The 15,005-nt window shown below is 40.6% G+C and carries 12 protein-coding genes and 1 pseudogene; 4 read left to right on the forward strand and 9 right to left on the reverse strand.

Annotation, left to right across the window (positions count from 1 at the left end):
- Positions 1-46: 46 nt before the first annotated feature.
- Together AB1I63_04965 and AB1I63_04970 are read right to left on the reverse strand one after the other, a co-directional pair.
- Positions 47-451, reverse strand: coding sequence for a DUF1934 domain-containing protein (locus AB1I63_04965; protein MEW4354236.1), 405 nt, complete (start codon positions 449-451; stop codon positions 47-49).
- The gene (locus AB1I63_04970) at positions 448-1,341 is read right to left on the reverse strand and encodes a sulfite exporter TauE/SafE family protein (protein MEW4354237.1); all 894 of its coding nucleotides are present in this window, start codon (positions 1,339-1,341) and stop codon (positions 448-450) included. Before AB1I63_04970 ends, AB1I63_04965 begins: the two co-directional genes overlap by 4 nt.
- A 103-nt stretch (positions 1,342-1,444) precedes the next feature.
- Here AB1I63_04970 and AB1I63_04975 point away from each other — a divergent pair, with 103 nt between their 5' ends.
- The 3 genes from AB1I63_04975 to AB1I63_04985 are packed head-to-tail and all read left to right on the forward strand — an operon-like array spanning position 1,445 to position 4,772.
- A complete protein-coding gene (locus AB1I63_04975; GenBank protein MEW4354238.1) occupies positions 1,445-2,773 on the forward strand; it encodes an HD domain-containing protein in 1,329 nt (442 codons plus the stop codon).
- Positions 2,748-3,557 (forward strand): sugar-phosphatase, encoded by an 810-nt coding sequence (gene yidA / locus AB1I63_04980; protein MEW4354239.1) that lies wholly within the window; start codon positions 2,748-2,750, stop codon positions 3,555-3,557. Before AB1I63_04975 ends, yidA begins: the two co-directional genes overlap by 26 nt.
- Entirely contained in the window at positions 3,558-4,772 is a 1,215-nt protein-coding gene (locus AB1I63_04985) for an aminoacyltransferase (GenBank protein ID MEW4354240.1), read from the forward strand.
- Between the two features lie 525 nt (positions 4,773-5,297).
- On the opposite strand, the gene tpiA is transcribed toward AB1I63_04985, so the two are convergent.
- The 6 genes and pseudogenes from tpiA to AB1I63_05015 all read right to left on the reverse strand — a co-directional run bounded on the left by tpiA (position 5,298) and on the right by AB1I63_05015 (position 10,658).
- Complete coding sequence (gene tpiA / locus AB1I63_04990; protein MEW4354241.1) at positions 5,298-6,056, reverse strand: triose-phosphate isomerase; 759 nt, start codon at positions 6,054-6,056, stop codon at positions 5,298-5,300.
- A 174-nt stretch (positions 6,057-6,230) separates the two neighbouring features.
- On the reverse strand, positions 6,231-7,427 hold the full coding sequence (gene tuf, locus AB1I63_04995) for an elongation factor Tu (protein ID MEW4354242.1): 1,197 nt from the start codon (positions 7,425-7,427) through the stop codon (positions 6,231-6,233).
- Positions 7,428-7,549: 122 nt separating this feature from the next.
- Positions 7,550-8,509: an anti sigma factor C-terminal domain-containing protein gene (locus tag AB1I63_05000; GenBank protein MEW4354243.1), complete on the reverse strand. Its 960-nt coding sequence runs from the start codon at positions 8,507-8,509 to the stop codon at positions 7,550-7,552.
- 3 nt (positions 8,510-8,512) lie between these two features.
- A pseudogene (locus tag AB1I63_05005) lies at positions 8,513-8,983 on the reverse strand (sigma-70 family RNA polymerase sigma factor).
- 111 nt (positions 8,984-9,094) lie between these two features.
- The gene (locus AB1I63_05010) at positions 9,095-10,204 is read right to left on the reverse strand and encodes an anti sigma factor C-terminal domain-containing protein (GenBank protein MEW4354244.1); all 1,110 of its coding nucleotides are present in this window, start codon (positions 10,202-10,204) and stop codon (positions 9,095-9,097) included.
- A complete protein-coding gene (locus tag AB1I63_05015) occupies positions 10,191-10,658 on the reverse strand; it encodes a sigma-70 family RNA polymerase sigma factor (GenBank protein MEW4354245.1) in 468 nt (155 codons plus the stop codon). The genes AB1I63_05010 and AB1I63_05015 overlap by 14 nt, the downstream gene beginning before the upstream one ends.
- A gap of 345 nt (positions 10,659-11,003) precedes the next feature.
- On the opposite strand from AB1I63_05015, the gene AB1I63_05020 reads away from it, so the two are divergent.
- A complete protein-coding gene (locus AB1I63_05020) occupies positions 11,004-12,263 on the forward strand; it encodes an ISL3 family transposase (protein MEW4354246.1) in 1,260 nt (419 codons plus the stop codon).
- Positions 12,264-12,307: 44 nt separating this feature from the next.
- On the opposite strand, the gene ppc is transcribed toward AB1I63_05020, so the two are convergent.
- Positions 12,308-15,004: a phosphoenolpyruvate carboxylase gene (ppc, locus tag AB1I63_05025; GenBank protein MEW4354247.1), complete on the reverse strand. Its 2,697-nt coding sequence runs from the start codon at positions 15,002-15,004 to the stop codon at positions 12,308-12,310.
- Position 15,005 lies beyond the last annotated feature (1 nt).

A 15,005-nucleotide genomic window follows, 5' to 3' on the forward strand; every position in this document is an offset into this window, starting at 1 on the left:
TACAAACCTAGTCAACCTTGCGGGGGTGAGACGACAAAATCGATTTCTACGAAATACCGATTTTTTTCTCACTCCCCCATTTAATCTTCAAATGGTAACGGGCTAAGTCTTGCCCTGTTTGAGGAATTTGAAGCGCATAGCGAATGGTTACTTGGTTCCCCTCTTTTTGATAAGTATCCGTCACCACATGAAGAATTTGAATACCAACTGGAGTTGCAATTTGAGTCACAGTCGCCTCCTTATCCACAAACTGCATAACGGATTTAGGATTTGAAAAGCGGGTCATGGTACAATCGGTATCACGGATTTTTAAGACCACACATTCTTTTTCATCATTTTGATAGATCAGATAGAGAAAGTCCCCTTTTTCAACGACTTCCACATCACGGACTTCCTCTACGACCTCCATTTCACCATCAAGGTCGATTTCATTTTGAATGATGATTTTCATTTTTTCTCCTTTATTTGTGATACAAATGATGCACGCAGCAAGGTCAAGCCTGTGTAGGAAGCGATGAAGACGACAAGAATTTTCAAGTTATTGATATCTAAACTGCTCAAAAACTTGGCAGCTGTCAACACTCCAAAGACACCACCGACAATAATCCCAAGGACACCCGGCCAGTTGACACGCCCCGACTGGATAAATTGCTTGGCACCTGCTGTCATAATCATAGCCGCATTTAACATCATTACAGGAAGTGCAATGGCGGGACTAATCCCCATCAGCGAGAAGAAAATCAGCTCCGGTGCATAATTGCCTAATCCCATACTCATCAGCATCCCCACGATAAAGTCAAATACAATCCCAAGAAGCAGTTTCCAACCTGACAAGCCTCGCACATCATTGGTCAAGTCCGCTCCAGGATTAGTCACCATGCGATAGACCATAAAGAGCGCAGCAATGACCAGCAAAATCCCTAGAATCCGCTGAACCTTTTGGGTGTTCCAGTGCTGGGTGACTCTGGCTCCAACAAAAGCTCCAGAAAAAGCAGCCGTCGCCATAGCTACCAAGGTCACCAAGTCCACTTGGACAATGGTGATAAAGAGCAGCGCTTCTACCAAGACGGGAATGATATGGGCCGTTGTCATAGTTGCAGGAATCTTCCTGTCATCTTCCACTAGCTTAGTCGCTTTAAACAAGGTCGTAGTGGTCGCAAAGGTCCCGATGCCCAAGGTATCGAGCAAATCAGTAACAAAGCCAATCCCAAAACCGGTCCAAAAACGGTCACGCAGGTGAATCTGGTGCTTTTTCGCATAAGAAAAGATAGTCCAAGCTATCCACAAAATCAGCCCTACCAATAGGGCTTGAATAAGGTGTAAAATCATTTGTTCTGTCATAGTCTTATTATAATATGAAAACGGTCTTTCGTAAATAGATTTTGCTCATTATTCTCCTACTATCGACCAAGCATCTTTCACATTTTTTTGATATAATGGAAAAATGAATGAAAAAGTATTTCGCGATCCAATCCACAATTATGTCCATGTGGATCATCCTATTATTTACGAACTCATCAATTCCAAGGAATTTCAACGCTTGCGGCGAATCAAACAGCTAGGAACTTCTGGCTACACCTTTCACGGGGGAGAACATAGCCGATTCTCCCATTGCTTAGGGGCTTACGAGATTGCGCGGCGAATTGTCACTATTTTTGAAGAAAAATATCCTAACGAATGGGATAAGCATGAAAGTCTGTTAACCATGACAGCAGCCCTTCTTCATGATGTGGGACACGGGGCTTATTCTCACACCTTTGAGCGATTGTTTGATACAGATCACGAAGAGATCACACGGCAAATCATGACACAAGAAGGCACAGAAATCCACCAGATTCTAGCCCAAGTCGCACCGGATTTTCCTGATAAGGTCGCAAGTGTCATCCATCATACCTATCCCAATAAGCAAGTTGTTCAGCTGATTTCTAGTCAAATTGATGTCGATCGGATGGACTATCTTCTTCGTGACTCCTACTTTACAGGAGCTAATTATGGTCAGTTTGACCTGACTCGGATTCTAAGAGTCATTCGACCGATCAAAAATGGAATTGCCTTTCAAAGAAATGGCATGCATGCGGTCGAAGACTATGTCCTCAGCCGCTATCAGATGTATATGCAGGTCTATTTTCACCCCGCAAGCCACGCTATGGAAGTTCTACTTCAAAATCTCCTCAAACGAGCCAAAGTACTCTATCCGCAGCAAAAAGACTTCTTCTTGCAGTCTTCACCTCATCTCATTCCTTTTTTTGAAAAAGAGATGACGCTTGCAGATTATCTCGCCTTAGATGATGGGGTGATGAATACCTATTTCCAAAACTGGATGGCAAGCAGTGATAAAATCCTCTCTGACCTCGCCCAGCGCTTTATCAATCGCAAGGTCTTAAAATCCATTGTTTTCTCAAAAGACAAGGAAGAACACCTGCAAATTCTACGTGATTTAGTCAGTCAAGTAGGCTTTGAAGCGGATTATTATACCGCTATTCATCGAAATTTTGACCTACCGTATGATGTTTATCATCCAAATAGTGACAAACCACGCACGCAAATTGAGATTTTACAAAAAGATGGAGAACTAGCCGAACTCTCAAGTCTCTCTCCTTTAGTCAAGGCCTTAGCAGGTACCAGACACGGAGACAATCGTTTTTATTTCCCTAAGGAAATGCTGAGCCAAACAGGACTCTTTAGCGAAACCCATGAACAATTCATGTCCTACATTCACAACGAAACTTTTATCTATGGAGAATATCATGAACATTCAATTAGTCGCCGTTGACATTGACGGCACCCTTTTAACCAGTCAAAAAGAAATCACACCCGAAGTCTTTGATGCCATACAAGATGCTAAAGCAGCAGGTGTCAAGGTCGTCATTGCCACGGGTCGTCCCATCGCAGGAGTCAAGCAACTCCTCTCTGATCTCCACTTAAATGAGGAAGGAAACTTTGTCGTAACCTTTAATGGTGGTCTTGTCCAAGATACCGTGACAGGTCAGGAATTTGTCAAAGAAACCATGAGCTATGATGACTATTTAGATATTGAGGTTCTCAGCCGTAAACTAGGTGTCCACATGCACGCCATCACCAAGGATGGGATTTTTACAGCTAATCGCAATATCGGAAAATACACCGTGTACGAGTCAAGCCTTGTCAATATGCCCATTTTCTACCGCACTCCTGAAGAAATGAAGGACAAAGAAATTGTCAAAATGATGTATATTGATGAGCCAGAAATCCTCGATGCTGCCATCGCTCAATTACCAGCCGAACTCTATGAACGCTACAATCTCGTCAAATCTGCTCCGTTTTACTTAGAAATCTTGCCAAAAGCAACCAGTAAAGGAGCTGCTATCATGCACTTAGCTGAAAAGCTAGGATTTACAAAAGAGCAAGTCATGGCTATCGGCGACGAGGAAAATGACCGTTCGATGCTAGAAGCCGTAGGAAATCCTGTCGTCATGGAAAATGGCAATCCAGAAATCAAGAAAATCGCCAAGTACATCACCAAGTCAAATGATGAATCAGGTGTTGCCTATGCTATTAGAAAGTGGGTGCTCGCATAAATGTATCACTACAAACTAGGCATTAATGCCCAAGAACACGATAATTTTGTCATTGCAAGCCCTCAAACCAACTTGCTGCAAAGTAGCGCCTGGGCAAAAATCAAAGACAACTGGGGAAATGAACGAGTAGGATTTTACAAAGACGAGCAATTAGTCGCTGTGGCATCCATTCTCATCCGTCCGCTCCCACTTGGCTTTTCCATGTTTTATATCCCCCGTGGACCGATTATGGATTACACAGACCAAGAGCTCGCAGCCTTCGTTCTTAAATCCCTCAAAAAAATCGGAAAAGAAAAAAAAGCACTCTTTATCAAATTTGATCCTAGCCTATTTCTTACTAAAGCTGGCGTGGACCAAGAACGGACAGACCAAACAGAGACGCTCTCTATTATTGATACATTGACGCAACAAAGCGCTAAATGGGTAGGACGTACCGATCAGCTCGATGATACCATTCAACCCCGCTTTCACGCCAATCTCTACCGCGAACTCTTTGATGAAAGTCATTTTTCTAAAAATACCCGACAAACTATCCGCACTGCACGAAACAAAGATATTCAGATTCTTTTTGGGGCACTTGATTTACTGGATGATTTTGCCAATCTGATGAAAAAAACAGAAAATCGCAAAAGTATTCACTTGCGTGGCAAAGATTATTACCAAAAATTATTAGAAACTTATAAGGATTCTTCGTATATCACACTTGCTCGTCTCGATATTAACGAACGACTAAGCAAACTTCAAAAAGAACTTGAGAAAGCTCAAACTGAAGCAAGCCGTTTTACCGATAAAACCAAACCGGGAAAAATTGAAACTAACAAACAAAATCAAGAACGACTCCAAGAAGAAATAGAGTTTCTAACAGAAAAACAGCAACAAGGACTTCATATCATTCCTCTTGCTGGTACTTTAAGCTTAGAGTTTGGAGGAACTTCGGAAAATATCTACGCTGGTATGGACGAAGAATACCGCCGCTATCAGCCTGCCCTCCTCACTTGGTACGAAACAGCGCAACATGCCTTTGAGCGTGGCGCCACTTGGCAAAATATGGGGGGGATTGAAAATAACATGGACGGCGGACTCTATCACTTCAAATCCAAATTCCAACCCATCATCGAAGAATACGCTGGAGAATTTAATCTTCCGACCTCTCCACTATATGCGCTCTTTAACCTTGCCTATACCCTTCGTAAAAAGATGAAAAAGCGTTCCTAATTTTCCTTATAAAATAAATTTTTACATTCTTTACACGAAAAAACGGGAGTGAGACAAAATAAATTTTATCTCACTCCCGTTTTTCAATTTTTAAGCTTAGGTATGAACAGTCACTCCCCTGACTGTCCTCGCCTTCTCGTTTCCGAGCTTCAGGTATGAATAGTCCACTGGACTGTCCTCGCCTTCTCATTTTCAAGCTCAGGTATTAACAGTCCACTGGACTAGCCTCGCTTTTGAGTTTCCAAGCTCAGGTACTAACAGTCCAGTGGACTGTTAGTATCCCGCAAGTTGACGCTTTCATAATTAAAAATTGTAAAATGTTGGAAATAAAGCTAGCGAAGAATCATTCACTAGTGTCTTCTGATAGAATGGTGATTTATCAGCATTTTGGATAAATTACTCACACCTTTCTATTCTCTTAAATAGCCCACCTGAGCTGAGCACAGCAACAACCACTGCGGCAAGTTGCTAAATCTATAAAAGAAACGAGGCTGGACATTTTTGTCTCAGCCTCGTTTTTCTTTATTATTTTACAAAGTCAAGAAGTGCAAGGAAGCTATCTGCTTCAAGTGATGCACCACCGACAAGAGCTCCATCCACATCTGGACAAGCCATGTATTCTGCGATATTTTCTGGTTTTACAGAACCACCGTATTGAACGCGAACTTTATCCGCTACTTCTTGACCAAAGTCTGCTGCAACCACATCACGGACTGCTTTACACATTTTTTGTGCATCATCTTGAGTCGCTGATTTACCAGTACCGATTGCCCAGATTGGCTCGTAAGCAAGTACCAATGAAGAAACTTGTTCAGCAGACAAGCCTTTAAGTGCGGCAGATACTTGCGCACCTACAAATTCTTCTGCTTTACCAGCTTCGTAAGTTTCAAGAGACTCACCACAGCAGATGATTGGTGTCATACCATTTTTGAAAATCGCATGTGCTTTTTTGTTAATGTCTTCGTCTGTTTCATGGAAGTAGTCACGACGCTCTGAGTGACCGATGATAACATAATCCACTTCAAGCGCTGCAAGAGTTGCAGGACTATTTTCTCCTGTAAATGCTCCAAAATCTTCAAAGTAACAGTTTTGTGCTGCAACTTTCAATTCAGAATTGCGCACACCTTTTTTCATACCTTCAATAAACAAAGCTGGTGAACCGATAACAGTATCCACAAGTTCATTTGAAGGAATGTTCAATTTAACAGCTTCCACAAACTCACGAGCTTCTGCTGCTGTTTTGTTCATTTTCCAGTTTCCTGCGATAATTGGTTTCCGTGACATTTCACATACCTCTTCTAAAAATTTTTACATCTCTATTCTATCATATTTTAGAGAATAAGAAAAGTTTTTGTTGAATAAATCACAAGATGAAAACGTTATCCGAAAAAAGAACTCCACCTAAGTGGAGCTCTTTCAATGTCTGACTTTAATTGTTAATCTGGGAACTTAATTGAATTAAGCTTCGATTTCTGTAACCATACCTGAACCTACAGTACGTCCACCTTCACGGATAGAGAATGTAGTTCCTTGTTCTACGGCGATTGGGTGGATCAACTCAACGTCGATTGTCACGTTATCACCAGGCATTACCATTTCAGTACCTGCAGGAAGTTCGATTGAACCTGTTACGTCAGTTGTACGGAAGTAGAATTGTGGACGGTAGTTGTTGAAGAATGGAGTGTGACGTCCACCTTCTTCTTTAGTAAGGATGTAAACTTCACCTTTGAATTTAGTGTGTGGGTTGATTGAACCTGGTTTAGCAATAACTTGTCCACGTTCGATTTCGTCACGTTGTACACCACGAAGAAGAACCCCAACGTTATCTCCAGCAAGACCTTCGTCAAGTTGTTTACGGAACATTTCTACACCAGTAACAACTGCTTTAGAAGTTTCTTCTTTGATACCAACGATTTCGATTTCGTCGTTGACACGAACAGTACCACGGTCGATACGTCCTGATGCAACAGTACCACGTCCAGTGATTGAGAATACGTCCTCGACTGGAAGAAGCAATGGTTTGTCAGTATCGCGTTCTGGTTCTGGAATGTACTCATCAACAGTGTTCATCAATTCCATGATGATATCTTCAAATGCTGAGTCACCTTCAAGAGCTTTAAGAGCTGAACCTTGGATAACTGGAAGGTCATCACCTGGGAAATCGTATTCTGAAAGAAGGTCACGGATTTCCATTTCAACCAACTCAAGCAATTCTTCATCGTCAACCAAGTCAACTTTGTTCATGAAGACGATCAAGTGTTTAACACCAACCTGACGTGAAAGAAGGATGTGCTCACGAGTTTGTGGCATTGGTCCGTCAGTTGAAGCTACTACAAGGATAGCTCCGTCCATTTGAGCGGCACCAGTGATCATGTTTTTAACGTAGTCCGCGTGTCCTGGAGCGTCGATGTGCGCATAGTGACGTTTTTCAGTTTCGTACTCAACGTGTGCAGTGTTGATAGTGATTCCGCGTTCGCGTTCTTCTGGAGCAGCATCGATAGACGCATAGTCTTTTGGTTGGTTAACTGATGAAGGCAAGCGACGTGCCAATACAGTTGTGATAGCTGCAGTCAAAGTAGTTTTACCGTGGTCAACGTGTCCAATTGTACCAATGTTAACGTGTGGTTTACTACGATCGTATTTTTCTTTTGCCATTTGAGTAAAAGCCTCCAATAAAATATATTTTATAGATAGACAGTAGGCAATACAGTCTAACTTTCCTTACTATTTTATCAAATTCTAGTAAAATTGCAAGTGTTTTACATCTTTTTTCTTAATTATTCTTTTTCTAAGTGATAATAGGGCTGATTTGGGATGGAAGTCCCGATACTTGACGCAAAAATCCAGTCTTTTCCTTCGAGTTGAGCAAAGTTCTCTGCCTTGCCTGTGAGGATGACACCAGAAAACTTTGCTGTTTCTAATGTCGGATAATTCTTCTTAATATATTCTAAATCATCATAATTTGAAAAAGTGGTATCGCTCCCTCCATAAAAAGTTGTTATTTTATGACGTGGATCTTTCATAGCTTCTGCCACTTGTTGGATAAAGTAGGTATAATTCATCTCAAGCTCTTTCTGACGAAAACTGAGTCCATAAACATCTGCTAAATCATAGGCAAAATTTTGCTCTGGATTGATGGTTCCCATCCAAAACCAATTTTGTTTGAGATTCTCAGGTAGCATTTCCTGCAAATCTTGATAAGAGTATGGTTTATCAAAGGTAAGAGCAACTTCCACTAATTGACCGTCCATTTCTTTAGTGAGGGCTAGTTCTTGGCTCGGTTTTCCTGAAAACTCTTTCTTCCAATCCGCTTTGACATTGAAAAATGCGGGATTTCGATCCTTGCTTTGATTGCTATAAAAAGTATTTGTAGCTAAATCTCTAAAGGATTGGTAATCCACTGTATCTCCTGTAACATCAATATGCGTATCAAATAGATTTGCCGTCGCATTTAAAGGGGCATACGGTACTGAGACCCCATCAATATCTTTTATCCTTTCTAAATGATAGGTGGCTGAAAAGCGTCCATTGGGCTTTGAATTGCTTTTTACATAAATATTTGGATAAGCAATAGCGGCACGTTGAGTATAATAAGTCATCAAACGTCGAAAATTTCGATTGAGCAATTTTTCTGATGCAAACATCACCCCTGCATAGATCACAAAACAAGTGAACACAACAGCAATAGAAGTGAATAGAATCCGTCGTCCTGTGCGTTTTTTAGTTTTTTTGCCAATAGTTCAAATGTTTCCATGGTCATATCCTTTCTGTTTAAGGGCTGTCTTTAATTTTTGACGGCTGCGATGAAGCTTCACTTTGACTTTACTGACGGAGTAAGAGAGGAGCTCAGCTATTTCACAAATCGAAAAACCTTGAAAGTAAAATAAATCTAAGAGTAGGACCTCTTCCTGCCCAAGCTTTTCCACTTCTTCCATCAAAAAATCATAGTGATCATTTTCAAAAAGAGAAAGCTCTTCGTTTTGGAAAAATTCCTGCCGCAAGATTTCCATATAGCGCTTATCTCTGCGATACTTACCGATATAGCGGCGAATGGCAGAGCGATACATAAAGGCGCTGATCTTCTCACCCGGTATGGCAGCGGGCATCTCAAGCATCTTGATAAAAATATCTTACACCACATCCTCTGCCTGCTCTTTATTCACGCCTGATTTCATCAAATAATAGATAACATCTCTTGCAAAGTCAATCAAGACTTTTTCATAAGCATCTAGTTTAATCACTCTCCCCTCCCTTCCTTACTCATAAAACGAAACTAGGCCGTAAAAAGTTACAGACCTAGTTTTATTTTATTATATTAAGTGCTACTTTTGAGGGATAGCAGGGTCATGGCGTGTATCTAAATGATGGTAAGGTTCTATGTCAATGCTTTGTCCAATATTTGACCCAAAAATCCACTCAGCCTTTTCAAGCTGTGCAAAATTCTCAGCCTTACCCGTCAAGATGACACCAGAAAACTTAGCTGTTTTACCATCTGGATTGTTTTTTAGGTAGGCTTCTACATCTTCTTGGAGAGTAAAAAGCCTCTCACTATCATTGCCAACAGCGTAATTTAAAAATTTGTTATGTAAAGCTTGTTCTACACGTTCTTTAAAATGCTCATAACTATTTTTAAATCGTTGTTCTAACGGAGAATTCTTTAGATATGCTTGATAGCGTTTTTCCCGTTCCTCCTCACTACCTTCTTTATGAAGTTGTTTGATCTGCTCCTCGCTCTCCTCAAATGTCATCTCTTGTTTTAGATAAGGAGTAAAACCAATGAGACTTTCCAAGCCTAAGTATGTTGTATCGTACTGACTACTTGTTCCAATCCAATACCAGTTAATTTTCAGAGTTTCAGGTATCATAGATTCGATTTCTTCAAAAGTATAGGATTTGTCAAAAGTGACAGCAACTTCGACCGCTTTACCAGTCATCTGTGGCAAAAGCTCGATATCTTGCGTTAGCTTAGATTGATTCTCCTTTGTATGCTGGCTATAATCATAAACTCTGTTAAAAAAGACAGGGACTTTATAGTTATTAGCATAGGTATAATGTGCAGTCCCATCCCAAGATGGGTAAAAAGAGCTAGTCGCACTCCCACTTGCTATTCTAGGATTTGCACTGTAATTTTTTGAATAGGATTCAAAAGGAACAGGAATACCTGCAATATCTTTCTTCTGAGTAGCCTCATACCTTCCATTGAATTGGGAGCTAGCTAAAAATTCAAAACTGAATAAGTCAATATTGGGATAAGCAATATCGACTATCGTGCTATGATAGCGTTCAATCTTCCAAGCATTGTCTGATGTCATTTTATTTAATAACGAATATACTCCGATCAGAAGAGTGATTGTTCCCAGTGTTGAAAAAACGACATTTTTTAGAAGATTCCTTCTCTTACTCTTTTTTGTTGCGATTTCAAATGTTTTCATCATCGTATCCTTTCTCTTTTAATAGGGCAGCTAACTTCTTGCGGCCACGGTAGAGGCTAATCTTGACCCAGCTTTGGCTTTTCCCCAAGACCTGTCCTACTTCCTTGACTGTCATTTCCTGAAAATAATAACAATCAATCACCAACTGGTAATTTTGCGGCAATTCTGCCACTGCTTGATACAGTAAAGCATAATCCTTGGTATCGTATTTTAGTAATTCATCTCGATGGAAAAATTCTTGTCTCAGAATCTCGTGGTAATGCTTATCGCGCCTGTACTTGTCAATATAAGCTCGAACCGCTGTCCGATAGAGCCAAGCCCGCAATTTCTCAAAGGGCAGGACAATGTCCGCTTCGAGAATTTTCACCAAAATATCCTGAGCAATATCATCACTATCTGCCCTGCTAGCTCCTGACTTTTGCAAATAGTAGGATATTTCTTTTGCAATCTCCATCACTTCCTTCTCATAATCATCAAACCGAATTGTCCTCCCCTCCTTTCACTGGTATAACGAATGAAACCGCTTTTGGTTACAGTACATAGTCATTTATTTTTCATTTATTCCGTCGTTAACTCGTCTTGCCTAACTCCAGTTATGCCTGCGACTCGTTGCCTCGTACTAAATCAAAACTAAACAACTATAGCACAAAAAAATCGGCAAACACCGATTTTTTTGGGCTCTATAATTTCTGTAGTGGGTAACTTCCACTGAAGAGATTATAGGGCTTTTTCAGTGTAGAAAAAAAGTCCCATATAATCTATAATGAAAAGCGACGAAACTCACATTAGAAAGAATCATATGGAACGACTTAATAATACCACAAATCTTATCGGAATTAAAGATAAAAATATCACCATCACTTCTGCTTACAAGGTTAAATCCCATATCCTCCTTCAAGCAACCTTAGATTATCCTGCTCCTCCTTGTCCTCACTGCCAAGGAAAGATGATAAAGTATGACTTCCAACGAGAATCCTCTATTCCTATTCTCGATCTTCAAGGATTTCCTACTCTTCTAAAACTGAGAAAACGCCGCTTTAAATGCAAGTGTTGTCTACGTGTATCTGTTTCTCAAACGCCTCTCGTCAAGAAACATCATCAAATTTCTCAACCTGTCTGGGATAAAATCACTCAACTACATACGGAAAAACTAACGAACTCTGATATTGCTAGAAAACTTCATATCTCTGTCTCTGTTGTACAGAGAAAACTGAATCAATTCTCCTTCAAGGAACAGTTCTCACAATTACCTAAAATCCTCTCTTGGGATGAATTCTCACGCAATAAGGGGAAGCTGGCATTTATCGCTCAGGATTTTCAAACCAAAAAGATTATCACTATTCTTGAGAACAATCGGCAAACAACCATTAAAAACTACTTCCTCAAATACACGAGAGAGATGAGAGAAAACGTCAAAATCGTAACTGTAGATATGTCTGGTAACTACATTCCTATCATTAAATTCTTATTCCCGAAAGCAAAGATTGTTCTGGATCGTTTTCATATTATTCAGCACCTGAGCCGAGCTATGATGGCTACTCGGATTGCCATTATGAAGAACCATGACAGGGGCTCCCTTCCTTATCGAGCTATGAAACATCATTGGAGAATCCTCCAAAAGGACAGCCGAAAACTCTCTAACAAACTCTTTTATTCTCGAACCTTTAGGCAAACCTTAACCCCTAGAGAAGTAGTTCAAAAAACCTTAGACTTGTCAGAGGAACTAAGGCACTATTATGACCTTTATCAACTCTTGATGTTCCATTTTCAAGAGAAGAACAGTGAGGCTTTCTTCGGACTGATAGAAGACTATTTACCTACTGTGAATTCTACTTTCAGAACAGTCTTTACAACCTTTCTCAAATACAGACAATACATTACCAATGCACTTGAATTACCTTATTCAAACGCTAAGCTAGAAGCTACTAACAAACTTATCAAAGACATCAAACGACAAGCTTTCGGTTTCCGAAACTTCAAAAACTTTAAAACAAAAATTCTCATCGCTTTAAATATACAAAAAGAGAGAACCAATCTGATTCTCTCTCGTATGGGATAATACTTCACCCACTACAGTTGACAAAGTGCCTTTTTTTGTTTCTTTTAACCAGAGTTTCGAAGTCCTGTCGCAATACCGTTAATCGTGATATGAATGAGACGTTCTTGGTCCTCAGACAGCTCACCTCGACGCTGACGTTTAATCAATTCTAACTGAATATAGTTTAGGATATTAAAGTAAGGCATACGGTAGTCAAGACTAGCCTTCAAATATGGATTTTCTGCAAGGAGATCATCATAGCCTTCAATGGCTAAAATCACTTCTTTTGTCAACTGCCACTCATCTAAAATCGTGTGATAGATAGCTTGCACGGCTTCGTCTTCACATAACTTTGCATATTCAAAGGCGATATTCATATTGGACTTGGACAAGACCATATCAACATTTGATAGAAGCGATTGGAAAAATGGCCAGTTTTTATACATCTTCCGCAAGAAATTGATATTTTCTGGATCCTTATCCATAAAGGCTTTAAAACTTGAGCCCACACCATACCAACCTGGGAACATGACCCGACTTTGCGACCATGAAAAGACCCAAGGAATAGCCCTTAAACCGCCAATTTCAGTGATGGTCTTTCTAGCCGCAGGACGAGAGCCAATGTTAAAGCTGGAAATCGCCTTGATAGGACTAGATTCAAAGAAATAATCATAGAAGTGCTCATTGCCAAAGACAAGATCTCGGTAGATACAATAGCTATTTGCGACCACTTCATCCATGATACTTTCATAGCGATTGGATGTGCTTGTATCGCTTTTCTTCTCTGTAATCATACGGTTAATGGCAGCAGACACCAACATTTCTAAGTTGTAGTAAGCTGCATCTTTATTTCCGTATTTATTGCCAATCACTTCACCTTGCTCTGTCAAGCGGATGCGGTCATTGATACTCCGAAGCGGCTGAGAGGTGATTGCTTCATAGGTTGGACCACCGCCACGCCCGACTGTTCCACCACGTCCATGAAAGAAGGTGATTTTCACTCCAAATTCATCGCCGATAGCCGTCAACTGCTGCTGCGCTTTGTAAAGTGTCCAGCAAGAAGATAGGTAGCCGCCATCTTTATTGCTATCTGAATAACCAAGCATAATTTCTTGGTAGTTTCGATTCGCCGCAATCCATTTTTGAGCAAGAGGAAGAGACAGGTATTTCTTCATCGTGTCGTAAGAATTATCCAAATCCTCAATCGTTTCAAAAAGCGGCACAATCTGCACACGAGCCGTATCCTTATCGACCAATCCCACTTCCTTATGCATAATGGCAAGTTCTAATAAATCAGACACGCTAGTCGCATGGGAAATGATGGTCTGACGAATCACACTATCTCCCAATTTATCTTTTAATTCACGAGCTGTTTGAAAAATAGCTAATTCTTTTTGCAGGAGTTCTGATTTCTCAACATGGGTCGCAGATAAAATCCGAGGGTCATGGGTCAACTCGTCTAGCAAGACTTGGCATTTTTCATCTTCTGACAAGTCGCTGTAATTGTCCACAATGCCTGCTCCCTTGAGTAATTCTGCTACACAAGCCTCATGGACACTTGAATCCTGCCGCATATCAATGGACGCAAGATAGAATCCAAAAACATCCACCGCTTGCAATAAATCGGTAAAATCACCTGACAAGAGTGACTCCCCTTTGTTTTCTAAAAGGGAGTCTTGAATGGCTAAAAGATCCTCTTTAAACTCTGCTACATTGGTGTAGCGAGGTTCTCTCTTACCGTCATCTAACAAGAAATCCTTGGTATTTTTTAGCTTGGTCTGAATATAGAAAAAGGCACGACGATAAGGTTCTTTTTCACGAAAGACAGAACTATCCTCTGATAAGCGAGCCATTTCTGCCACTGCTTCACTTGTATTGACAATACTGGTCGATAGAGAAAACTCTCGGTACAGACTGAAAATCTTGCGCTCGTAATGCTCCATAATCACCTGACATTGGGTCATGGCTGATTTCTTCAAGGTTTCTGCCGTTACAAACGGATTGCCGTCACGGTCGCCTCCGATCCACATCCCCATAGTAATCGGATGCGGATTGTCTAGCTCAATCCCTTTTTCGCTCGCGAGGCGCTTGTATTCCTTGGTCAAATGAGGAACTGCCTGCAAGAACGAACTGTCATAGTATTCCATGACATTGGTGATTTCATTGGTGACCTTGAGTTTCTTCTCACGAATCATATCTGTCTGCATAATGATTTCGATATAGCGACGAAGATCATTGTACCATTTGTCCTTGTTGATGAGACCGAGCTTCACATCACGGTACTTACGAAGAAGTCCATGGATATGATTGGTTAAATCCAGCATACTCTTTCGTTGAACTTGTGTTGGGTGGGCAGTTAGAACTGGGACAACATTCAAATGTTCCAAAATTTCTTTGGCATTCTCCGTATCTGCGACCAAATCAATCGTCGTTGATAACTTCCCAAGGTAATCTTGATTGATATTGTTTTGGTGATTGATTTCATAAGCCAAGTCCACATCCTCAGAGATGTTGATGAGCAGCGGTAAAATGGCAAAATAGCGAGAAATCAAGACCATCTCTTCGTTGGTTAAGTCTTGTACCAGCTCATTTAAACCTTGGTAATTCGCAGATTGAGACAACTCTTTCAAGGTTTTGATTTTTTCAAAGGTTTCTTTTGCTAACATATTTTGGGTGATTTCATCCAAAATCGTGGTCAAAATAGTCACTTCTTCCTGAATGACCTCTTTATTGCTATAACTTTCTAAACGTTGTAATGTCATG

The sequence above is a fragment of the Streptococcus pneumoniae genome (genome assembly GCA_040719455.1).
Taxonomy (GTDB): domain Bacteria; phylum Bacillota; class Bacilli; order Lactobacillales; family Streptococcaceae; genus Streptococcus; species Streptococcus pneumoniae_G.

Excerpts from the sequence above, each read along its gene's own strand:
- AB1I63_04965 (MEW4354236.1), bottom strand. The coding sequence starts at position 451 with ATGAAAATCATCATTCAAAATGAAATCGACCTTGATGGTGAAATGGAG.
- AB1I63_04970 (MEW4354237.1), bottom strand. The coding sequence starts at position 1,341 with ATGACAGAACAAATGATTTTACACCTTATTCAAGCCCTATTGGTAGGG.
- AB1I63_04975 (MEW4354238.1), top strand. The coding sequence starts at position 1,445 with ATGAATGAAAAAGTATTTCGCGATCCAATCCACAATTATGTCCATGTG.
- yidA (MEW4354239.1), top strand. The coding sequence starts at position 2,748 with ATGAACATTCAATTAGTCGCCGTTGACATTGACGGCACCCTTTTAACC.
- AB1I63_04985 (MEW4354240.1), top strand. The coding sequence starts at position 3,558 with ATGTATCACTACAAACTAGGCATTAATGCCCAAGAACACGATAATTTT.
- tpiA (MEW4354241.1), bottom strand. The coding sequence starts at position 6,056 with ATGTCACGGAAACCAATTATCGCAGGAAACTGGAAAATGAACAAAACA.
- tuf (MEW4354242.1), bottom strand. The coding sequence starts at position 7,427 with ATGGCAAAAGAAAAATACGATCGTAGTAAACCACACGTTAACATTGGT.
- AB1I63_05010 (MEW4354244.1), bottom strand. The coding sequence starts at position 10,204 with ATGAAAACATTTGAAATCGCAACAAAAAAGAGTAAGAGAAGGAATCTT.
- AB1I63_05015 (MEW4354245.1), bottom strand. The coding sequence starts at position 10,658 with ATGGAGATTGCAAAAGAAATATCCTACTATTTGCAAAAGTCAGGAGCT.
- AB1I63_05020 (MEW4354246.1), top strand. The coding sequence starts at position 11,004 with ATGGAACGACTTAATAATACCACAAATCTTATCGGAATTAAAGATAAA.
- ppc (MEW4354247.1), bottom strand. The coding sequence starts at position 15,004 with ATGACATTACAACGTTTAGAAAGTTATAGCAATAAAGAGGTCATTCAG.